This is a genomic window from Pseudomonas sp. P4_B3, from assembly GCF_056402295.1.
This window is the reverse complement of record NZ_JBFUHR010000041.1, coordinates 1-21,651: the sequence shown is the minus strand read 5'-3', so window position 1 is coordinate 21,651 and position 21,651 is coordinate 1. Positions and strand designations below refer to the sequence as shown.

Here is a 21,651-nt window from a genome sequence, read left to right as displayed (position 1 = left end):
CACTGGGACCTTGAGTCCCCTGAAGGGCCGTCGAAGACTACGACGTTGATAGGTTGGGTGTGTAAGCGCTGTGAGGCGTTGAGCTAACCAATACTAATTGCCCGTGAGGCTTGACCATATAACACCCAAGCAATTTGACTACTCGAAAGAGCATCAGATTGCGGTGTGTGAAGACGCAATGAACCGAAAGTTCGACGCTCGCAAAACACCGAAAGCTATCACATACCCAATTTACTGAAACGTCGAAAGACGCTTCGGTACCCGAATTTCTTGACGACCATAGAGCATTGGAACCACCTGATCCCATCCCGAACTCAGCAGTGAAACGATGCATCGCCGATGGTAGTGTGGGGTTTCCCCATGTGAGAGTAGGTCATCGTCAAGATTAAATTCCAAAACCCCTATCTGCGTATGCAGGTAGGGGTTTTGTTTTTGGCGTAGAAAAAGCACGATCAATCAAGCACAAATTGGCGCAGTTATTTTTATCCCGGGACACTAGAATAGGTCCAACTTTTTCAGAGTCAGAGCGCTTATGCCGGATTCGGTTGACGCCAAAGAGCTGTCAGAATTACCACTAGAAAATCTGGTTGCCTGCCATGAGTGTGACTTGCTCATGCGTAAACCCGAACTCGCCCACGGCGAAAAAGCCCTGTGCCCGCGCTGTGGCTACGAGCTTTATGCCCATCGCTACAACGTCGTACAGCGCAGTCTTGCCTTGGTCATCGCCGCCTTGTTGTTGTTTATTCCGGCGAACTTTTTACCCATCATGCAACTCAATCTGCTCGGGCAATCTTCGCAAGACACTGTCTGGAGCGGTGTTATCGCGCTTTTTGACACTGGCATGCAAAGCGTTTCAGTGGTCGTGTTCCTGTGCAGCATGGGGATCCCGCTGCTCAAGCTGCTGTGCCAACTGGCCGTATTGTTGAGTATCCGTTTCGATGTCGGACGCAGCTACGGCTTGTTGCTCTATCGCATTTATCACCATATACGCGAATGGGGGATGCTCGAGGTTTACTTCATGGGCGTGCTGGTGGCGATCGTCAAGCTGGCAGATATGGCAGCAATCACCGTAGGTCTCGGCTTGGCGTGCTTCATTGGTTTGTTGCTGATTCAAGTCTGGCTGGAGGTCGTAATGTCGCCTCACCAGATCTGGCAGGCGTTATCAGGAGAGGATGCCCATGCGGGCGATTGATGCAGGCATTCTGATTTGCAAGGAATGTCATGAATTGAACAGGCAAGAAGCTGATACCGATGAGCAAGTCTGTACGCGCTGCGGAGCACTGGTGCATGCCCGCAGCCCGAATAGCCTGGTGCGTACCTGGGCATTGCTGATTACCGCCGCCATTCTTTACATACCGGCCAACTTGTTGCCGATCATGACCGTGAACTCCTTGGGCAAAGGTGCGCCCAGCACGATCATGGCGGGTGTGATCGAGTTGGTGCACTACGGAATGATCCCCATTGCGGCGGTGGTGTTTATCGCCAGTATCCTGGTGCCCACCTTCAAGCTGGTAGGCATCGCTCTGCTGCTGTTTTCCGTGCAGCGCCGTCAGCCCCTTTCGGCTCGCCAGCGTATCTGGATGTACCGTTTCATTGAATTCATCGGCCGCTGGTCGATGCTCGATATCTTTGTGATCGCCATCCTCGTGGCGGTCGTGAATTTTGGGCGGCTTGCCAGCATCGAAGCCAATCTTGGCGCCATCGCCTTCGCCACTGTGGTGATTCTGACGATGCTTGCCGCAGTAACTTTCGATCCCCGACTGATTTGGGATAACACGGAGTCGGACGACGACCATGACTGATTTGCCTGTAGCGAAAACCCGACCGGCCTCGAACTGGTCTGCCATTTGGGTGCTGCCCCTGATCGCCTTGATCATTGGCGGCTGGCTCGGCTGGCGTGCCTATAACGAGACCGGCATCGAGATTCAGGTGCGTTTTGAGAGTGGCGAAGGCATTCAGGCCAACAAGACCGAAGTGGTCTATAAAGGCATGTCAGTCGGCAAGGTCAAAAGCCTCAAGCTCGATGATGAGGGCAGTTCCAAGGGGGTTATTGCCAGCATCGAGATGAACAAGGACGTAGAGCCATACCTGCGCACCAGCACACGTTTCTGGCTGGTCAAACCGAGCGTGACGCTGGCCGGTATCACGGGCCTGGAGACGCTGGTTTCGGGCAACTACGTTGCGATCAGCCCGGGCGAGGGGGAGCCGGTTCGCAAGTTCAAGGCCTTGGCTCAAGAGCCACCGCTCTCCGATGCCCAGCCGGGTCTGCACCTGACCATCAAGGCTGATCGGCTGGGCTCGCTGAACCGGGGCAGTCCGGTGTTCTACAAACAGATCAAGGTGGGTCAGATCAAGAGCTATGTGCTCTCCGAGGACCAGAGCACGGTTGAACTCAAGGTATTCATCGAACCGACCTACGCCAAACTGGTGCGCAAACACACACGTTTCTGGAACGCCAGCGGCATCAGCATCGACGCCAATCTGTCAGGCGTGAAAGTGCGCAGCGAGTCATTGGCCAGCATCGTCGCCGGTGGTATTGCGTTCGCTACGCCTGAAAATCGCAAGGACAGCCCGCCTACCGACCCCAGCCTGCCATTCAGGCTCTACGAAGACTTCGATGCAGCGGCGGCCGGCATCCGGGTCAAGGTCAAGCTCAGCGACTTCGAAGGCTTGCAGGCCGGTCGTACGCCGGTGATGTACAAAGGCATACAGGTCGGCAGTCTCAAGGCGCTGAAGGTCGATCCCGATCTGTCCGGGGCCACCGCCGAATTGACGATGGACCCGTTGGCTGAAGATTACCTGGTGGACGGTACGCAATTCTGGGTGGTCAAACCGTCTATTTCCCTGGCGGGGATTACCGGCCTGGAAGCGCTGGTCAAAGGTAACTACATCGCTGTGCGTCCTGGCGACAAGGGTGCCGCACCGCAACGCGAATTCGTGGCGCGTCCCAAGGCGCCACCACTGGACCTGCGTGCACCGGGCCTGCACCTGGTGTTGTTCACCGAAAACCTTGGTTCGCTGGAAGTCGGCAGCCCGGTTCTCTATAAACAGGTCAAGGTCGGTTCGGTACAGAGCTATCAGTTCTCGCGCACTAAAAAGCAGCTGATCATCGGCGTGCACATCGAAAAGGAGTACGAGGATCTGGTCAACGCCTCGACACGCTTCTGGAACGCCAGCGGCATCACGCTCACGGGTGGACTGACCGGTGGGGTTCAAGTCAAAAGCGAATCGCTGCAAAGCCTGATGGCCGGCGGTATTGCGTTTGAAACCCCGGAAGCCAAGGCGCCGCTACAGAAGCGCATTCCGCGTTTCCGCTTATTCGCCAGTCATGACGACGCCACGCAAAAGGGCGAGGTAGTCACCATCAAGGTAGACCGCGCCGATGGTTTGCGTACGGGCACGCCGATTCGCTTCAAGGGCCTGGATGTCGGCAAGATCGAGGACGTTGACCTGAGTGACGACCTGCAATCGGTGCTGCTGACCGCACGGATTACCGAAGTGCCGGAGCGCATCGCCCGAGTCGGCAGTCAGTTCTGGGTGGTCAAGCCTGAGCTGGGCCTGATCAAGACGTCCAATCTCGAAACCCTGGTGACCGGGCAATACATCGAGGTGCAACCGGCAGCCAAAAATCTGGGACCGCAGAAGAACTTTGTCGCTTTGGTCGCTGCGCCGGAAACCGCCAGGCAGGAAGCGGGATTGAGTCTGGTGCTGAGCGCCGCTCGTCGTGGGTCGTTGAAGGCCGGCGTGCCAGTGACGTATCGCGAAATCACAGTGGGCAAGGTGACGGGTTATGAACTGGGCCAGACCGCTGATCGTGTCCTGATCCATATCCTGATCGAGCCGAAGTACGCGCCACTGGTACGCAACGGCACGCGGTTCTGGAACACCAGCGGTTTCGACTTCGATGTCGGCCTGTTCAAAGGCGCAACGGTGCGCACTGAATCCCTGGAGACGATGATTCAGGGCGGTGTCGCCTTTGCCACACCGGACGGTGAGCGCATGGGCGGCCCGGCGCAACCGGAGCAGACGTTCGCGCTGTTCGACAAGTTTGAAGAGGAATGGCTGGGTTGGGCGCCGAAGATATCGCTCGGCAAGTAACCTGTTGGCGGCAGTGCTGTCCCCATCGCGAGCAGGCTCGCTCCCACACTGGATTGTGTTCAACACCGATCTAATGTGGGAGCGAGCCTGCTCGCGATGGGGTTCAAGACTACTGAATAGTTTGAATGCCCACAAAAAAGGCCGCGATCCATTGGACCGTGGCCTTTTTATCGCCTTCGATTCAAGCCTCAGACCGCATCCAGCTCCGGTTCATCCGCTTGTTCAATTACCGTCGCTTTCACCTGGTCGTGACGACGGATGTACTTCCAGTCCGCCTCGTCGATGTAGATGCCGGCCGGGCCGCTGCCGCCTTCCAGGTCGATGGCGACACTGGCGCAGACCTGCGGCTTCACGCTCGCCAGAATCGGCACGAAGCCCAGTTGCAGGCTGGTTTCCAGCAACGCGGCCTGGTTCTTCTCATCGATGTCCGCTGCCTCGTCGAGGTAGTACGGCAGGCGCACGCGACCGGCCTGGTCACGGTCCATCAAGTGCAGCAACAAGTACATGTTGGTCAGCGCCTTGATGGTCATGGTGGTGCCGTTGGAGGCGGCGCCGTCGATGTCGGTGTGGATCACCGGTTGACCGTTGACCTTGGTGATCTCGAACGCCAGTTCGAACAAGTCCTTGAGGCCGAGCTGGTTGTGGTTCGCCGCCACCAGCCGCGCCAGGTATTCCTTGGCCTCTTCGTTCTTGTTGTCCTGTTCCGCACTCTGGCTCAGATCGAACACCGACAGGGTTTCGCCTTCCTCGTACTGGCCGGCGCTGTGGATGATCTGGTCGATGTGCTTGAGCGCTTCCTTGTTCGGCGCGAGCACGATACGGAAGCTTTGCAGGTTGGAGACCTGGCGTTTGTTGATCTCGCGGTTGAACAGTGCCAGCTGGTGTTCGAGGCTGTCGTAGTCGCTGCGGATGTTGCGCAGGGTCCGGGCGATGTCCGTCACGGCGGCACGACGAGCCTTGCCCAGGGTCAGGGCTTCATCGGTACGGTGCGCATAGGCGTTGATCAACAGTTGCAGGCGACGCTCCATATCGTCTTCGCTGTCAAACTTGGCCACACCCTTGAGGCGCACCTGAGCGTACAGCGCTTCGATCTGGCCGTCAGCCCGCAGCAGACCTTGCCAGCTGTCCTGATAGTCATTGAGCAGCGGCAGCAGGTTGTCCATGGAGTCGTCGATCGGGTCCATGAACGGTGTGCCGAACGGCAGGTCCGCTGGCAGCAACTGACGGCGGCGCAGAGCGTCGTCGAGGGTGCGTTGCTTGGCTTCCATGTCACCGATCTGCCGACCGACCAGTTGCAGCTTGGCCGACAGTTGCTGGACACGCTCGGTGAAGGCATCGCTGGAGCGCTTCAATTCGTCTTGCGCGGCTTCCATCTGCGCCAGTTGCTCAAGCTTGTCGCCTTCTTCGGCGCTCAGGGTTTGCGCGCGACGGAAATCTTCCAGGGCCTTCTGTGCATCCAGCACTTGCTGGTACAGCGCTTCGGTCTGGGTCTTGCTCGCGGCGCGGTCGGCGGCCACGGCTTGCTGGGTTTTCAGTTGCTTGAGTTCTTTTTCCAGGCGCTCTTTCTGATCGCGCAATGCCGCGCGGTCAGCCAGGGCCTGCAATGCCGGAGGTTCGATGTGCGAGATGTCGATGGACAGCCCCGGCACTTCGAAGCGTTCACCTTTGAAACCGTCGAGGATCAGCTCCACGGATTTGACCCACTCGCCGTCGTCGTCGAGGGTGATGCCGTGTTCACCCAGCGGCAGGCTGAACAGTGCGCTGTTGAACAGGCGCATCAGGCGTTCGACGTCTTGCTGTGAGAATTCTTCGCGCAGACGGGCGTAACTGTTGTTATCGGCGTGATCGAGTTGCTGCCTGACCGACTTCAGGCGTTTTTCCAGGTCGCGCAGGCGCTCGTCAAGGTCTTCGGCGCTGAACTGGCGGGATTGCGCCAATGCGCCGGCCAGTTCGTCGTGGGCGTCCTTGGCGGCCAGCAGTTGCTGTTCCAGCACCTTGACGTCATCGATCAGGGCAAAGCGATGCTTGAGCACCGACAGTTCGCCGAGCCAGCGCTGGATGCCGGTGATTTCCCGCTCCAGGCGCATCAGTTCCTGAGTGCCGCCGCGCTGGTCGTTTTGCAGGGCGTCCTGCTCATTGCGGTAGTGCTCGGCCTGAATGCTCAGCTCTTCCTTGCGCGCACTGGCGTAGTCCGACCAAGTGCCCAGCAGGGAGTCGAGCAACGGCGAGATCCGGTGCAGTTTGCCGCGCAGGATGTCGCGTTGCTTCACGCCGTTGGCCAGGGCTTCGACCAGCGGGCCGGCGGCGACCAGCGAGTTGTAGTCCTGCTCCATGCGTCGTACATCGCGGAACGCTTCTTCGCACGCGGCAATGTAATCGACGCTACCGGAGCGCAGGCTGTGTTCGAAGGCATCGAGGAACAGTTGCTTGAGCTTTGCCGCAGTGATTTCGCGCATGTGCAGCAGGTTGATGAACAGCGCGCGGAAGGTCTTCAGGCTCTGCTCGCTGGTGGAGCGCAGCGGAATCAGCGTCAGGTCCAGCGGGATCGAGGTGTGGCCACCGACCAGCAAACGGCGCAGTTCGTCCGGCTTGAGTTCGTAGGCTTTCAGGCCTTCGCGTTCAAGGTTGGTGAAGAGTTCTTTCTGACGTAGGCAGGTGTCGTTTTTCTGATAGTGGGCCAGGTCCAGTTTGCCGGCGTAGGCAAAGAACTGGTGACCGAAACCGCCGCCCGGGCCGCGACCGACCACGCCGATCACGTGGGGACCGTGGGGCAGGTTCACTTCGACCAGGATGTAGCTGGTGTCGGTGGCGAAGTAGAAGCGCCGGGACTGCTCCAGGCTGTACTTGCCGAAGCTCATGTCCGACATGCGCGCCAGGATCGGGAACTGCAAGGCGTTGATCGAGGCGGATTTACCGAGGTTGTTCGCGCCGTAGACCGACAGCGGTTCTTCCAGCGGGAACAGGCCGAGGCTGTAGCCGGCGGTGTTCAAAAGGGCAAAGCGGCGGATGCCGTAACGTTCCTTGCTCATGCGTCGAGCTCCTGTTCTTCGGCAATGGCCCGGGCTAAGGCGTCTTCTTCGCTTTCGCCTTCACTCTCTATCTCAAAGGCGCTGAGATCCAGCGGGTCATCGGTCTGCAGCAGTTTTTCGTCGCTGTCTTCGTTGATCAGCACCGGCACCGGCAACGGCAGGACGCTGTGCAGACTGGCGGCCAGATCGCGGTCCTGCTGCACCGACAGGCACACATCGAGGAAGCGGTGCATCGGCGGCAGGAAACGGTAGATGCCGTTTTCTTCGCTGGCGAAACCGAGCTGGGTCATGCGTCGCATGATCTTTTCTTCGAGCTCGTCCTGGGTCTGCACTTCGGCCTGGATGAACAGGTCGCGGTACTTTTCCAGCAACGACGGCAGCTCATCGCGGCCGAGGCTGCCGCCATCGAGCACGGAGATCGGGTCGCGGCCCTGGTCGGCCAGGTGCTCGACGAGGATGAAGGTGAACAGCGCCAGACGCTGGGCGGTCTTGTTCACCGCCGCCGCCGCGAGGTCCGGCACAAAGTAGTAGAAGCCGCGGGTGTCGCAGACCAGTTCAAAACCCAGGGCCTTGAACAGCGTGCGGTACTGGTCCTGGAAGTTCGACAACTGTGCGTACAGCTCCGGATCGCGGCGGCTGACGTGATAACCCTTGAACAGCTCGCGAAAGATCGGCGCCAGCTGGGACAGTTCGGAAAGATCAAGTTGCATGCGAAGTACTTCCATAGAGGGTGCTCGCAGAATTCTCGGTGGCATCGCTGACCGAGAGCAGGGCGAAGGAGCGCAGGCTGACCTGATGCTCGTGGGTATGGTATTCGCGACGCTCCAGACGCTCGCGCGTGAAGCGTTTTTCCCGCGACAGGCGCGAGAACCAGTACAGCAATTCGTCGGTGGCGCCGTCAGGTTCCTGCTCCAGCAGCCAGGTCATCAGGTCCGGCATCGGCAAGGCGTCTTCGCAGCGTTCGAGCATTTCCCGAACGGTGCGTGGTGCCCGTGGCGCTTCGCCTTTCTGGGTCTTGTGAGCCTTGGGGAAACGTGCCGGTTTCGGTTCGAAGCGGGCCAACGCATAAACGTAGGCTTCGACCTGACTGGCACTGCCAAGGAAGGTGCTTTGCGGGCGAGTGAACATCGGCATGGCCGCTTGTGGCACGGCGTCGATGCCTTTGCGGCGGATCATCGACAGGGCCAGTGCCGCGCCACGGGTCACGGCGTTGTGTCGGCGCGCTTCTTCACGCAACGGCAGCAGCAGTTCGCGGGCATGACGCAGGGTCAGTTGGGCGCTGGTCTGCATTTCGAGGATGCGTGCGTGGGTGCGCAGCAGCATGTCGTCGTCGACCAGGTGGCCGAGGCGCTGCTGTTCGCTGAGCATCTTCAGCAGGACGGTTTCGACCTTGCGCACGCCTTGTTCGAAGGCGCCGTCGGCGTTCACCAGATCAATCATCGGCTCGACGTATTCGTCCCAGGTCGCCAGCACTTCAGCGTAACGCTGGCGCAACGGTATTTGCCGATCGCTGGTTTTCGCCCGTTCGGCGACGGCCACCAGTGCCTGTTCGTCGTTATCGAGTTTTTTCAGTACGTCGCGAACCCGCATGTCGAGCAGGCGCAACTGGCGGGCCAGGTCATTGCCGTCGCGGATATCGAACGCGTCCTGGATATAACCGGCCAGACGCTCGAGGTGGCGCAGGTAGGCTTCGATTTCCAGGCACAGGCCCAGGCGGTGTTCACGGCGCAGATAGGCGAGGAAGTCGTGAATCTGCGCATTGAGCTCGAAACGGTTCGGGCTTTTGGCCACGGGAACCAGGATGTCGAGGCGAATCCACACGTCGAGCAGGCTGGTGATGTCCTGCGGCGTACTGTCGAGTTGCTGGGCGGCCAACTGTGAACGCAATTCGTTGAGGCTCAGGGTGCCTTGGTCGAAGTGCTCGCACAGTGGCTCCAGAAGTGCCCAGTGTTCAGCGAGGGCGCGCAAGACGCGCTTGGGTTCGATCATCGGAATGGCCGGCTGGTTGGCGATTAAAAGCGGCGATTGTACTGCATCGGGGGCAATGCGATTCAATCTCGGGACGGGCTGTCGCATTCTTTCGATAAAGAGCATCGGTCGAGGCTATCGATCAACAGCAAGCGATATTGAGCGAACGGCGGTAGAATCAGCGCACTTTAGTTATCCACAAGTGGCCGACCTTTGCTTATCGAGTCCCGTCGTCGCGCTTATCTGGCCGCCATGCAGGTGGTCAACTGGCTGCCGCGCACCGAATTGCCCTTTGCCGCACCGTCGCGGCCCGAGCTGCTGGAGACCCCCGAGCCGGTTGTGGTCGCGCCTGTCGTGCCCGCTGTTGTGGCCCAGACGCCCGTGGCGCCCGTGGCGCCTGTGGCCAAGCCGGCCGAGCGGGCGAAGATCGAGGTGCCGCGCCCATCGCTGGCAAGCACGCGCACCGGGGCCAAACCGGTGGAAGAGGCTGAAGAGGCGCCGGTCGTGGTCAAGGCCCCGATCGTGCCGCCCCCGCGTTTCGCCCTGCAATTGTTGCGGGCCGGGCGTTGCCTGCTGCTGGTGGAGTTACCCACAGGCGAATCCTTCCAGAGTCGTGATCCTGCTTACCTGCTGCTCAAAGACATGTTGCGCGCCGCCGGTCTGCCGGACAGCCCGCAGATCGTCGGTGAGCCGGTGCGTTGGCCGCTGTTGGTGCGAGGCACGATGGATCAGGGCCCGGAAGCGGCCCGAGACTTCGTGCAAGGTTTCCTCTCGGTGCGCATGGAAGAAACGCCCTGCGCCTGCTTGTGGCTGATCGGCCTGCCTGCGGTGCGATTTGCCGGCGAAGCGGATGCCGATGCGTTCAATCGCGAGTTGCAGATCGAAGGCCTGGGCTCGGCCTGGGCGGTGCCGGGCCTGGAATTATTAATGGATGAGCCACAGCGTAAGGCTGATGTCTGGCAAGCCATGCGTCGGCTGATGGCGCGCTGGAAAGAATCGAATGAGTGACGCTGTATCGTTTCGCCCGATGAACGAGGCGGACCTGGAAACTGTACTGAAAATCGAATACGCGGCCTACAGCCATCCCTGGACTCGCGGGATTTTCCTCGATGGCCTGGGTAAGTATCAGATCTGGCTGATGTTCGAAGGTCAGCAACAGGTGGGCCACGGTGTGGTGCAGATCATTCTCGACGAGGCGCACCTGCTGAACATTACGGTCAAGCCGGAAAACCAGGGCCGTGGCCTGGGGCTGACATTGCTTGAGCATTTGATGTCGATTGCCTACAAGGCCGACGCCCGGGAGTGTTTCCTGGAAGTGCGCGACAGCAATACCGCGGCGTTCAAGCTGTACGAGCGTTATGGTTTCAACGAGATCGGCCGGCGCCGGGATTACTACCCGGCGGTGGGTGGGCGCGAAGATGCTGTGGTCATGGCCTGCACTTTGGTGGATTGAGTCCGTAGAGCTCAACGTTTTTTGTCGAGAGGATCGCGCCGCGCCAATTCCTCCTCATCCAGACCATTGCCACCGCCAATATCGTCCTCATCGACGATGCTCAGGTCCCAATCCGCGCGGCTATCATTGCCCGCCTCATGGGCATCCCGGGCGCCGTCTTCACGGATCAGGGTTTCCGGGCTCAGGTCATCGTCGGTAGGTTGATGGTCCCCGGTCGAGGCGCCGGCCAGGCCTGCTTCACGTACGCGCCGACGAGGCATCAGTTGCTCGTGCTCCTCATCCGGCAGTTCGTCACCGATTCTGGCGCTGGGCACTTCTTCATCGAAATCCAGCTCATGCACCGAGCCTATGCGGTCTTCGTCGTCATCGATGGGCTCCGGTTGCACCGCATCGTACGGACGTCGTGAATCATTCATGGTAATTCCTCATACTGTAGGCCTTACTACGGTTGACCCACGTGGCTACCGAGAATTCCACCGGCATGGAGCCCCGTGTTCCGGATCAGGAGAGCAACTGCATTTCGCGCGTGACCCCGACGGACGGTTGTCAGTCAAAGCTGCGCATCATTCTTGAGGCTTCAAAGCATGAACGAATTACAAGATCTGATTGATAACAACGAGCGTTGGGCCGCTGCGATCAAGGAGGAAGATCCTGACTTCTTCGCCAAGCTGGCTCGCCAACAGACCCCCGAGTTTCTGTGGATCGGTTGTTCCGATGCCCGGGTGCCGGCCAACGAGATCGTCGGCATGCTGCCGGGCGATCTGTTCGTACACCGTAATGTGGCCAACGTGGTGCTGCACACCGACCTCAACTGCCTGTCGGTGATTCAGTACGCGGTCGATGTGCTCAAGGTCAAACACATCCTCGTCACCGGTCATTATGGCTGCGGTGGTGTGCGCGCCTCGATGCAGGATCGTCAGTTCGGCCTGATCGACGGCTGGCTGCGCTCGATTCGTGACCTGTATTACGAAAAGCGCGAAGAACTGGCCAAACTGGCCACCGAAGAAGAACGGGTCGACCGTCTTTGCGAGCTCAACGTGATCCAGCAGGTGGCCAACGTCGGTCACACCAGCATTGTGCAAAACGCCTGGCATCGCGGACAGAGCCTGTCGATCCACGGCTGCATTTATGGCATCAAGGATGGCCGCTGGAAGAGCCTGAATGCGACCATTAGCGGTTTCGAGCAACTGCCACCGCAGTACCGCCTGCGTCCGTTCGAGCCCCTGTAAAGCCCTTCAGCACGGACTTTGCCGACGCCACTGTTGCAAAAACAGCTGGCCGTCGGCGTTCGGCGCTTCATCGTAGCCGGCGATCCAGCCCCGGCAGTTGTATGAACCGCAGCGGCAGGCGAACTGGCGCAGCAGCTTGTCTTCCGTCGCAGCGTAATCCATCGACAGCCAGTCGCCTTTCTGAATGTCCTTCAGCGCCCATAACCACAGCTCACTCATGTCCAGAAACACGTTCGGGTCGCAAGAGTGGCACAGCAGCCCGCAGAAGCGCGGGTCATAGACGTGAACATCGGGCGCCAGCTGGCGGGTATGTCGGCTGCGATAGGGCAGCAAATGCCCCGATACCCGGCAGATTCGACTGATGCGGGGAAACTCGCGCAGCGCTGCTATGGCCATCGGCGTGCCTTTGTCGTTCGAGAGAATCTCGAAATCGGCCAGGGATGGAAATCCGAGGTGAAGGGGCAACTCCGCAAAAGGGTAAACACCCTGCGGCGGCGGTGCGAGAGACTTGCGCAGTGCATTGGCTTTCATAACGATCCTTGTCGGCTGGGTGCTGCGACTTCCATTGGCTGACGATCCTGTCAGCGCCGCAGCACATGGGGTACGGCCCAAGCCTCTCGCAGATATTGCGGGCGGTCTACTGTCATAACTGACAGATGGACTGCCGATAGTCGGTTTACAGCGGTGGAGCGGGCAGGGCAGTGGCTGGCGCTGGCGCCTTGAGCTGTTTGAGCTGCAGCTGGACCGGTGCAGTCGAGCATTTGGCCGCCGCCTGTCCGGGCGTCAGGTTGCGAATCGAGGTGTAGAACAGCGTGCAGGTTTTTTCCTTCTCGGCCACTTGCCAGGTTTGCGTGCAGGTTTTCAGCTCGACATCGGCATTACTGTCCGGTTGGCGGCCCATGACGGCCTGCCAGCACGCGGCACTCAAATCCTGGCCCATGACTTTCAGGCCCGCTGCATCGGCCTTGGCCTTGGCATCATTGCCGGAATAGTTCGCCGGATCGGCGGCGTACCAGATGTAGCTCGGGTGGTTGGAACCCAGCACCCGCACATTCACCCCGTCACTCGGGCTGATCGTCGCCAGGCCCAGCACGTTCACGGTCGACCCGTACTGTTGCTGGATCCAGTTACGCACCGGCGCGCCGAAGGCGACCATTGGCAATGTTTCACCGCTGGCGTGCAGGCTGACGTTCCTGACCATGGTGGTCTGGTAGTCGTTGAAGTAGCTGTAGACGCCCTCCAGATCCTTGCCGGCGTTGGATGGGGCGGCGATAGGGGCGATGTCGACAATGGTCTGGAAGCCTGGCGTCTGCTCGACCGGGATGCCATTGGCGGTGAGCAGCGTGGCCCAGCGATCCGTGGTGGCGGACCTCAGGTAATCCTGGGCCTGGGTCAGCGAATAGTCTGGCGGGAAGTGCAGCAGTTCGACGCTTTTGCGGTTTTCCAGGGCCATGCCCAGCGGCAGGAACAGATACCAGCTGTACGCCCACTTGCCATCGGCATTCAGTTTGCTGGCGCCGTTATAGGCCAGGTCACCGGCATCGAGCAGCGCTGCCAAAGGTTTTTCATAGCCGTTGGGCACGCCGATGATTTCTGCGTGGAGCTGACCATTGTCGGTTTTGACCAGAACCTTCGCGTCGCCGTAGCCATCGCGCTGCACGCTCTGGGTCAGGTAATGCTCGACGGTTTGCTCAAGCGTCCAGTTGCGAAAGCAGATCACGTTGCAATTGTTGGGGTAGGCGAAGAGGCGGGTAACGCGTTCGGTAGTGCCCAGTTTCAAGTTGGCATCGGCGTGGGCGGTGGTGCTCAGAGTGAGGGCTGCGAGGGTGAGTGCCGCGAGTTTGAACATGCTCAGATCCTTTTCAGCGTATAAGACCAGCAGATACTGAAACAGACAGGGCGGAACAAAAAGGGCCGATATCAATATCGGCCCTTTTTATGGTTACGGCATTACCGGCGGCAAATACGCCAGCGTCGTCCCCAGTGCCCATAACAACACTAGCACCAATGGCGTATGTACCAGCAATTGCACGAACGAGAAGCCGATCAAGTCCCGCGCTTTCAACCCCAGCACGCCCAGCAGCGGCAACATGTAGAACGGGTTGATCAGGTTGGGCAGGGCTTCGGCGGCGTTGTAGATCTGCACCGCCCAGCCCAGATGGTAGTTCAGGTCATTGGCCACTTGCATCACGTACGGCGCTTCGATGATCCACTTGCCGCCACCGGACGGGATGAAGAAGCCGAGAATCGCCGAATACACGCCCATCAGCAGCGCGTAGGTGTCGTGGGAGGCAATGCTGACGAAAAAGGTCGAGATGTGATGGGCCAGGGTCTGCGCATCGGCGCCCTTGACCGTGGTCATCAGCGCCGCGATCGAACCGTAGAGCGGGAACTGGATCAGCACGCCGGTAGTGGTCGGCACCGCACGGGCCACGGCGTCCAGAAAGCTGCGCGGACGCCAGTGCAACAGGGCGCCGAGCATGATGAACAGGAAGTTGTAGGTGTTCAGCCCGGAAATCGCACTGATCGCCGGTTTGGTCGAGAACTCGTGGAACAGCCAGCCACCGGCCAGCAGCACCAGCAGGATCATCAGCAGCGGGCTGTATTCCAGCCATTCGCCGGGGCGGGTGCGTGGTTGCAGCGGTGGCAGGTTGAAACTCGGATCGACACCGCAGGCCTTGGCATCACGTGCCGAGTTCGGGCCAGGGGCAGTGGCGTAGGCAATGATCAGCGAGATGACGATCAAGGCCAGCAACATCACGCCGGACTGCCAGAGAAAGATCGTCTGGGTGAAGGGAATCACCCCGGTGATCGATAGAATCGACGGCGGCAGGCTCGCCGGGTTGGCCTGCAATTGTGCTGCGGACGACGACAGGCCCAGGGCCCATACCGCGCCAAGCCCCAGATAGGCGGCGGCACCGGCGGCGCGATAGTCCATTTTCAGATCGGTACGACGGGCGAGGGCGCGCACCAACAAACCGCCGAACACCAGGGACAAGCCCCAGTTCAGCAGCGACGCGACCATCGAGATCAGCGCGACCCAGGCCACGGCGGAGCGGCCGTTTTTCGGGATCTTCGCCAGACGGTCGATCAGTTTCACCGCTGGCGGCGAACTGGCGACCACATAACCGCCGATCACCACGAAGGCCATCTGCATGGTGAAGGGGATCAGGCTCCAGAAGCCATCACCAAAGGCCATGGCGGCGTCGGTGGGTTTGGCTCCCATCGCCATGGTGGCCAAGGCCACGATAATCACCGCCAGGGCAGCAAACACCCAGGAGTCAGGAAACCAGCGTTCGGCAAAACTTGAGCAGCGCAGGGCAAAGCGGGCGGAGCGGCTATCTTCGATATCAGCGGCCACGGGGGTTACCTCGGATTTTTATGTTTGTTGTGGTCTTCGGGGCAGTAACCGCCCGTCTGGACAGACGCCAACATTAATTCAAGCCGAGGATTTTTGCGGGGCTGTTTCGTGGCTATGGGACTTTGGTCTAACGGGTTGTCCGCCGGTGCATTTGCGTAGACCATGGGCGCCTTGGTTTTTGCCTGTGCCAGAGTTCTTTACATGACTGCCAACACCGATTCGCGCGCGGCGCCGTTCAGCCGCTCGGACTACAAGACCCTGGGGCTTGCCGCCCTCGGCGGGGCGCTGGAAATATACGACTTCATCATCTTCGTGTTTTTCGCCCTGACCCTCAGTCAGCTGTTCTTCCCGCCGGAAATGCCCGAGTGGCTGCGCCTGCTGCAAAGCTTCGGGATCTTCGTCACCGGTTACCTGGCGCGACCGCTGGGCGGCATCCTGATGGCGCACTTCGCCGACCGTCTGGGGCGCAAGAAAGTCTTCAGCCTGAGCATCCTGATGATGGCGTTGCCCTGCCTGCTGATCGGGATCATGCCGACCTACGCGCAAATCGGTTATTTCGCTCCGTTGCTGCTGTTGGGCCTGCGCATCCTCCAGGGCGCGGCGGTGGGGGGCGAAGTGCCGAGTGCCTGGGTATTCGTCGCCGAGCACGCGCCCATCGCCCATCGCGGCTATGCCCTGGGTTTCCTGCAGGCGGGGCTGACCTTCGGCTATCTTATCGGCGCATTGACCGCGACCTTTCTGGCGCAGGCATTCACCCCGGAGGAAATCCTCGATTACGCCTGGCGTTACCCGTTCCTGCTCGGCGGCGTGTTTGGGGTGATTGGCGTCTGGCTGCGTCGCTGGCTCAACGAAACCCCGGTGTTCATGGCCATGCAGGCGCAGCGCGAGGCGGCCGGCGAACTGCCGCTGCGCACGGTCTTGCGCGAGCATCGCCTGGCCATTTTGCCGGCGATGATTCTCACCTGTGTGCTGACCTCGGCGGTGGTGGTGTTCGTGGTCATCACCCCGACCATGATGCAGAAAACCTTTGGCATGACCACCAGCCATACCTTCGCCTTGAGCGCACTGGGCATCGTGTTCTTGAACATCGGCTGCGTGCTCGCCGGGCTGCTGGTCGACCGCATCGGCGCCTGGCGCACGGTGATGCTCTATAGCCTGCTGCTGCCGCTGGGCATCGGCGTGCTGTATGGCTGCCTGATCATGGGCGGCGACTGGCTCGGCCTGGCCTACGCCGTGGCAGGGCTGTCCTGCGGGGTGGTCGGCGCGGTGCCATCGGTGATGGTCAGCCTGTTCCCGGCGCGGATTCGCGTCTCGGGAATCTCGTTCACCTACAACATTGCCTACGCCGCATGGGCAAGTGTCACACCGCTGTTGTTGATCGGTCTGATGCCATGGAGTCCATGGATCTGCGTGATGTTCAGTGCGGTGATGGGCGCGGTGGGTGTGGGCAGTGCGGCTTATTTCGGTGCACGGATGCCGAGAATCGCAGGCTGTTCCACTGCTGGCGCGCATTGATTGTGCGCGTCATAACTATTTTTACAGGACAAGCCTGAAACACGCTTAAGTAAATGTTTCCAAGGCCGATGGTTAGGTTGCGTATCGCTTTCTACCCCCGTCCATCGGTGCTTTCCCATGTTCAATAAACGCTTGAAGCAGGAGCTGTCGGCTCTTCGTGAAGAACTCTCCAGCCTCCAGCAAGTGAAGGAAAGTCTGGAAAGCGAGATGCTGGTACTGACTCTCGACAGCGATGGACGGGTTCAGTCGGTCAATCAGAACTTCCTTGGCGAGATGCACTACAAGAGCGGTGACCTGATCGGCCGACACATCGACGACTTCGTCCCGGATCACGTGAAGTTCGACGAATTCCAGCAGCGTTTCAAAAACGCGCTGACCCGTGGCGAGCACTTCGCCGGCGCAGTGCGCCTGTTGCGCGGTACGGGCCAGGAAGCCTGGTTGCGTTCGATCCTGCAACCGGTGCGCTCGGCCGATGGGCGGATCAAGTATTTTTCGATCTTCTCCAGCGACCTGACCCGCACCATCGAGGCCTCCCGCGAGCACGAGAACCTGATCGGCGCACTGGTGCGCTCCACGGCGGTGATCGAATTCGACCTCAACGGCAACGTGCTGACTGCCAACGACCGCTTCCTCAGTGGCATGGGGTACAGCCTGGCGCAGATCAAAGGCAAACATCACCGCACCTTCTGTCTGCCGGAGGAGTACAACAGTGCCGAGTACCAGGACTTCTGGCGTCGCCTGAACGCGGGCGAGTACGTGACCGACCGTTTCAAGCGTGTCGACAGCCACGGTCGTACGGTCTGGCTGGAGGCGTCCTACAACCCAGTGGCCGATGCCAACAACAGGCTCTACAAGGTGGTGAAGTTCGCCACGGTGATTACCGATCAGGTCAATCAGGAACAAGCCGTCGCCGAGGCCGCCAACATCGCCTACAGCACCTCGCAGCAAACCGACCAAAGCGCCCAGCGCGGTAACGCCGTGGTGACCCAGGCCGTGGACGTGATGCGTGACCTGGCCAAGCACATGCAAACCGCTGGCGATGGCATCGAGGCCTTGAACGAGCAGTCGCTGGTGATCGGTACCATCGTCAAAACCATCAGCGGCATTGCCGAGCAGACCAACCTGCTGGCGCTCAACGCGGCCATCGAAGCGGCGCGTGCAGGCGAGCAGGGTAGGGGCTTTGCCGTGGTGGCCGATGAAGTCCGGCAACTGGCGTCGCGCACCAGCCAGGCCACCGACGAAATCGTCCTCGTGGTACGCCAGAACCAGGACATGGCGCGCAACGCCGTGGCGCTGATGACCGACGGCAAGCTCCAGGCCGAACAGGGCCTGGCACTGGCGGCGGAAGCGGGTACGGTGATTGTCGAGATCCAGGACGGCGCGCAGAAAGTGGTCAATGCGGTGGGGCAGTTTGCCAATCAACTGATGAGTTGAGTCCAGCGTTTTGCCCGAAGCCTGAAAAGATCGCCATCGGCGATCTTTTCATTTCAGCGTGTTTTATCCCGTTACAATCGGCTCTTTTCCCCCAGGAGCAGACTTCCATGAGCGCTTCCCACCGCCGTCCGGTTCCCTTGTCCAGGGCCTATCGTCTGCTCAATCATGGCCCGACCGTGCTGGTCAGCGCAGCCCACGGTGGCCGGCGCAATATCATGGCGGCAGCCTGGGCCATGCCGCTGGATTTCGAACCACCGAAAATTGCCGTGGTGCTGGACAAGTCCACCTGGACTCGCCAGTTGCTGGAGGCCTCGGGCACTTTTGTGCTGAACGTCCCGTGCGCTGCCCAGGCCGACATTGTGCAGACCGTCGGTTCGACCTCCGGCCTGGAGTTGACCCAGGGCCAGGGGCGCGACAAGTTTGAAACCTACGACTTGCAGACGTTCACCGGTCAGTCGGTTGATGCGCCGATGCTCGAAGGCTGCGTGGCCTGGCTGGAATGTCGCCTGTTGCCGGAGCCGAACAACCACCAGCAGTACGATCTGTTCCTGGCCGAAGTGATTGCCGCCCAGGCTGACGAGCGCGTGTTCAGCGAAGGCCGCTGGCACTTCGAAGGGCAAGATGCCTTGCGCACCTTGCACCACGTGGCGGGCGGGCACTTCCTGACCATTGGCGAGCCGGTGGACGGCAAGACCTTGCAGGTGTAAGCCGGTCAGCGCTCATATCCACACATCATTCTCGGCTGTGCGCTCACCACCTTCGTTGCCGGTGTTCAGTACACCCTTGGGTTCGATCAGCAGGAGTTTTACCTCCTGCTCGGCACAGGGCTTGTGCTCGACGCCTTTGGGCACCACGTACATTTCCCCGGCGTTCACCAGCACGTGGCCATCGCGAAAATCGATGCGTAACTGGCCTTCCAGAACGATGAAGGTTTCGTCGGTATCGAGGTGGTCGTGCCAGATGAAGTCTCCCAGCAGCTTCACCACCTTGAACTGGTAGTCGTTCATTTCGGCGATGACCCGGGGCGACCAGTGGGAATCGATCCGGCTGATTTTTTCAGCGAAGTTCAGGCTTTCGTAAGCGTTCATGAAACAGCTCTCGCAGTGGTTGGTGAACCCACGATAGCCAGCGACTCAACGCGCTTCTTGTACGATTGTGCGTGGCTCAACGGCGCTGCATGTTCATCCAGCGGGCCGGTGACAAGCCGTAGGTTTTGCCGAATTGCCGCGTCATGTGGCTCTGGTCGGTGAAGCCTGCGATCAGCGCGGCGCTGACCAGGCTCTGACCCTGGATCAGCAGTGCGCGGACCATATCCAGGCGGCGCATGGTCAGGTAGCGGTAGGGGCTGGTGCCGAACAACAGGCGAAAATCCCGGGACAGGCTCCAGCGATCCCGACCACTGTGCTGCGCCAGTTCATCCAGGGTCACGGTGCGATCCAGAGCGCCGTGGATGTATTCCCGCGCACGCTGCGCGGCCACGTAATCAAAACCCGAGCGTTTGCCCGGCGCACCGGAAACCGTACTCATGGCTTGCGCCAGATCGAACAGCGCGTCCTGTTCTTCCAGTGGATCGAGCGGGCAATCCAGGCTGCGCAGCAACGCGCCCGTGGCGGCGAACAAGCGGGGATCGTTCGACAGCCCGGTCTTGATGAATGGCAGCGCTTGCCCGCCGAGCATCTGCTGGATCAGCGCCGGTTCGATGTACATCATCCGGTACTGGAAGCCGGACTCTGTGCCGGCCTCGCCATCGTGGGCTTCGTCCGGGTGCAGCACGATCGTTGCGCCGGGCAGACTGTGACGCCAGCCGCCGCGATACTGAAAGCTCTGCACCCCGGCCAGGGTGTGGCCGATGGCATAGGTGTCGTGGCGGTGAAGGTCGTAGCCATGGCCGGAAAAAAACGCCTCGAAACGCTGCAGCCCGCCGACATCGGGCGCGCGAAGGAACCAGTCATTGCGAGGCGGACGCTTGGTCATGGTGATGATTGTCTTGAGCTTGATGCGCAACACGGTAACCCAGCCAGCGGTTCCCTGTCTTCTGATCGGAAGGCGGCTTGTCCGCTAGAAAACCAAGGGCAAATACTGCACTGTGGGGCGCATTCGTTACAGGTTGTTTTTTATTTGTCAGGATGAGGCCAGGTCATGAGCAAGTTGCGCGTGGGGATCATTTTCGGAGGCCGTTCGGCCGAGCATGAAGTGTCGTTGCAGTCGGCGAAAAACATCGTCGATGCACTGGATCGTTCACGCTTCGAGCCGGTGCTGATCGGCATCGACAAACAAGGCCACTGGCACCTCAACGACCCTTCGAATTTTTTGCTGAACCAGGAAAACCCGGCGCTGATCGCCCTCAATCAATCCAATCGTGAACTGGCTGTGGTGCCGGGTAAAGCCAGCCAGCAACTGGTGGAAACCTCCAGCCAGGAATTGCTCGGCCACGTCGATGTGATCTTCCCGATTGTCCACGGCACCCTCGGGGAAGACGGTTGCCTGCAAGGCTTGCTGCGCATGGCCGATCTGCCGTTTGTCGGCTCCGATGTGCTCGGCTCGGCCGTCTGCATGGACAAGGACATCAGCAAGCGCCTGCTGCGCGATGCCGGCCTGGCCGTGACGCCGTTCGTGACATTGACCCGTGCCACGGCCGCGGGTACCGGGTTTGCCGAGGTTCAGTCCCGGCTCGGTTTGCCGCTGTTCGTCAAGCCGGCGAATCAGGGCTCTTCCGTGGGCGTGAGCAAGGTCACCGACGAGGCTGAGTACATTGCTGCGGTGGCGTTGGCCTTGAGTTTCGATACCAAGGTGTTGATCGAATCTGCCGTCAGCGGCCGCGAGATTGAGTGCGCGGTGCTCGGCAATGAAGACGCCATCGCCAGTGGCTGCGGCGAGATCGTGGTGCGCAGCGGGTTCTATTCCTACGACAGCAAATACATCGACGACACGGCGGCTGAAGTGGTGGTGCCGGCCAATATAAGCGTCGAGGCCAGCGAGCGCATTCGCGCCCTGGCCGTCGAGGCATTCCAGGTGCTGGGCTGCTCCGGCCTGGCCCGCGTCGACGTGTTCCTGACCGACAGCGGCGAAGTGCTGATCAATGAAATCAACTCGCTGCCCGGCTTCACCCGCATCAGCATGTACCCGAAACTGTGGCAGGCCACTGGCATGACCTACAGCGAACTGGTGACGCGACTGATCGAGCTGGCGCTGGAAAAGCACCATGTTCGGCAGGGGTTGAAGATCAGTCGATAAGTGAGCGGCTGATTTTCGCTTGCTCATAAAACAAAAGGGCCTACCCATCGGTAAGCCCTTTCTCATGTGCGCCCAGCATGGGCGCAATCTTGTGGGTGAAAGTCCCGCCGTAAGCTGGCCACAGCGAACGAAGTGAAGCGCAACTGCATGAGGGCGACCGAGTGTGGGGAGGAAGCGTGGATCGAAACCGTGAGCCGATGGACAAGAACCGGATACAAGGCGATGCCGACCAGGGCGAGCGGGCATGTAACTGCGAAGCTCTTGTGGTCAAAGGGGCGGCAACGTAAATCCGGCGGTTGTGCGGGGAAGGATGGTTGTGCGGGGAAGGAT

19 protein-coding genes, 2 rRNA genes and 1 pseudogene are annotated in these 21,651 nt (G+C 60.1%); 13 read left to right on the top strand and 9 right to left on the bottom strand.

Features of this window, described 5'->3' with window-relative positions:
- From AC1DWG_RS30105 to AC1DWG_RS30085, 5 genes are all read left to right on the top strand, one after another.
- Positions 1–118: ribosomal RNA gene (locus tag AC1DWG_RS30105) — 23S ribosomal RNA — on the top strand; the annotation flags it as partial.
- Positions 119–269: 151 nt separating this feature from the next.
- Positions 270–385 (top strand): 5S ribosomal RNA (gene rrf, locus AC1DWG_RS30100).
- 147 nt (positions 386–532) lie between these two features.
- Complete coding sequence (locus AC1DWG_RS30095; protein ID WP_477762613.1) at positions 533–1,192, top strand: paraquat-inducible protein A; 660 nt, start codon at positions 533–535, stop codon at positions 1,190–1,192.
- Positions 1,179–1,802: a paraquat-inducible protein A gene (locus AC1DWG_RS30090; RefSeq protein WP_477762614.1), complete on the top strand. Its 624-nt coding sequence runs from the start codon at positions 1,179–1,181 to the stop codon at positions 1,800–1,802. The genes AC1DWG_RS30095 and AC1DWG_RS30090 overlap by 14 nt, the downstream gene beginning before the upstream one ends.
- On the top strand, positions 1,795–4,098 hold the full coding sequence (locus AC1DWG_RS30085; protein WP_477788749.1) for a PqiB family protein: 2,304 nt from the start codon (positions 1,795–1,797) through the stop codon (positions 4,096–4,098). Before AC1DWG_RS30090 ends, AC1DWG_RS30085 begins: the two co-directional genes overlap by 8 nt.
- A 188-nt stretch (positions 4,099–4,286) precedes the next feature.
- Here AC1DWG_RS30085 and mksF read toward each other — a convergent pair whose 3' ends face one another.
- From mksF to mksB, 3 genes are read right to left on the bottom strand one after another with little or no spacing between them, the layout of a single operon-like run.
- A complete protein-coding gene (mksF, locus tag AC1DWG_RS30080) occupies positions 4,287–7,127 on the bottom strand; it encodes an Mks condensin complex protein MksF (protein ID WP_477762616.1) in 2,841 nt (946 codons plus the stop codon).
- On the bottom strand, positions 7,124–7,837 hold the full coding sequence (gene mksE, locus AC1DWG_RS30075) for an Mks condensin complex protein MksE (protein WP_477762617.1): 714 nt from the start codon (positions 7,835–7,837) through the stop codon (positions 7,124–7,126). The genes mksF and mksE overlap by 4 nt, the downstream gene beginning before the upstream one ends.
- On the bottom strand, positions 7,827–9,116 hold the full coding sequence (mksB, locus tag AC1DWG_RS30070) for an Mks condensin complex protein MksB (RefSeq protein ID WP_477760530.1): 1,290 nt from the start codon (positions 9,114–9,116) through the stop codon (positions 7,827–7,829). Before mksB ends, mksE begins: the two co-directional genes overlap by 11 nt.
- Positions 9,117–9,347: 231 nt before the next feature.
- Between mksB and AC1DWG_RS30065 the strand changes: the two genes are divergently transcribed.
- The gene (locus AC1DWG_RS30065) at positions 9,348–10,103 is read left to right on the top strand and encodes an energy transducer TonB (RefSeq protein WP_477788751.1); all 756 of its coding nucleotides are present in this window, start codon (positions 9,348–9,350) and stop codon (positions 10,101–10,103) included.
- Positions 10,096–10,548, top strand: coding sequence for a ribosomal protein S18-alanine N-acetyltransferase (gene rimI / locus AC1DWG_RS30060; protein ID WP_108214833.1), 453 nt, complete (start codon positions 10,096–10,098; stop codon positions 10,546–10,548). Before AC1DWG_RS30065 ends, rimI begins: the two co-directional genes overlap by 8 nt.
- 11 nt (positions 10,549–10,559) lie before the next feature.
- Here the strand turns inward: rimI and AC1DWG_RS30055 are convergent, their stop codons facing one another.
- Positions 10,560–10,964: a serine kinase/phosphatase gene (locus tag AC1DWG_RS30055; protein WP_477788748.1), complete on the bottom strand. Its 405-nt coding sequence runs from the start codon at positions 10,962–10,964 to the stop codon at positions 10,560–10,562.
- 168 nt (positions 10,965–11,132) lie between these two features.
- Between AC1DWG_RS30055 and can the strand changes: the two genes are divergently transcribed.
- Complete coding sequence (can, locus tag AC1DWG_RS30050) at positions 11,133–11,777, top strand: carbonate dehydratase (protein WP_007978048.1); 645 nt, start codon at positions 11,133–11,135, stop codon at positions 11,775–11,777.
- Positions 11,778–11,783: 6 nt separating this feature from the next.
- On the opposite strand, the gene AC1DWG_RS30045 is transcribed toward can, so the two are convergent.
- The 3 genes from AC1DWG_RS30045 to AC1DWG_RS30035 all read right to left on the bottom strand — a co-directional run bounded on the left by AC1DWG_RS30045 (position 11,784) and on the right by AC1DWG_RS30035 (position 15,138).
- Positions 11,784–12,308 (bottom strand): SET domain-containing protein, encoded by a 525-nt coding sequence (locus AC1DWG_RS30045; RefSeq protein WP_477760531.1) that lies wholly within the window; start codon positions 12,306–12,308, stop codon positions 11,784–11,786.
- A 145-nt stretch (positions 12,309–12,453) separates the two neighbouring features.
- Entirely contained in the window at positions 12,454–13,626 is a 1,173-nt protein-coding gene (locus AC1DWG_RS30040) for a hypothetical protein (RefSeq protein WP_477762618.1), read from the bottom strand.
- 93 nt (positions 13,627–13,719) lie between these two features.
- Entirely contained in the window at positions 13,720–15,138 is a 1,419-nt protein-coding gene (locus AC1DWG_RS30035; RefSeq protein WP_477762619.1) for a short-chain fatty acid transporter, read from the bottom strand.
- A gap of 201 nt (positions 15,139–15,339) precedes the next feature.
- Between AC1DWG_RS30035 and AC1DWG_RS30030 the strand changes: the two genes are divergently transcribed.
- The 4 genes and pseudogenes from AC1DWG_RS30030 (at position 15,340) to AC1DWG_RS30015 (ending at position 18,794) form a co-directional block, all read left to right on the top strand.
- Positions 15,340–16,653, top strand: a complete 1,314-nt coding sequence (locus AC1DWG_RS30030; protein WP_477762620.1) for an MFS transporter — start codon at positions 15,340–15,342, stop codon at positions 16,651–16,653.
- A 117-nt stretch (positions 16,654–16,770) separates the two neighbouring features.
- Positions 16,771–17,499 (top strand): annotated as a pseudogene (locus AC1DWG_RS30025) (PAS domain-containing protein); the annotation flags it as partial.
- Positions 17,479–18,087, top strand: coding sequence for a methyl-accepting chemotaxis protein (locus tag AC1DWG_RS30020; protein WP_477788750.1), 609 nt, complete (start codon positions 17,479–17,481; stop codon positions 18,085–18,087). The pseudogene AC1DWG_RS30025 and the gene AC1DWG_RS30020, both read left to right, overlap by 21 nt.
- Positions 18,088–18,194: 107 nt before the next feature.
- A complete protein-coding gene (locus AC1DWG_RS30015; protein ID WP_477756074.1) occupies positions 18,195–18,794 on the top strand; it encodes a flavin reductase family protein in 600 nt (199 codons plus the stop codon).
- Positions 18,795–18,806: 12 nt separating this feature from the next.
- Here the strand turns inward: AC1DWG_RS30015 and AC1DWG_RS30010 are convergent, their stop codons facing one another.
- Both AC1DWG_RS30010 and AC1DWG_RS30005 read right to left on the bottom strand, forming a co-directional pair.
- Positions 18,807–19,175, bottom strand: coding sequence for a cupin domain-containing protein (locus tag AC1DWG_RS30010; RefSeq protein ID WP_477762622.1), 369 nt, complete (start codon positions 19,173–19,175; stop codon positions 18,807–18,809).
- Positions 19,176–19,251: 76 nt separating this feature from the next.
- Positions 19,252–20,061 carry an AraC family transcriptional regulator gene (locus AC1DWG_RS30005; protein WP_477762822.1) on the bottom strand — a complete coding sequence of 270 codons (810 nt, stop codon included), beginning with the start codon at positions 20,059–20,061 and terminating at the stop codon, positions 19,252–19,254.
- Positions 20,062–20,226: 165 nt separating this feature from the next.
- Between AC1DWG_RS30005 and ddlA the strand changes: the two genes are divergently transcribed.
- Positions 20,227–21,321 carry a D-alanine--D-alanine ligase gene (gene ddlA, locus AC1DWG_RS30000; RefSeq protein ID WP_477756072.1) on the top strand — a complete coding sequence of 365 codons (1,095 nt, stop codon included), beginning with the start codon at positions 20,227–20,229 and terminating at the stop codon, positions 21,319–21,321.
- The last annotated feature ends 330 nt before the right edge of the window (positions 21,322–21,651 follow it).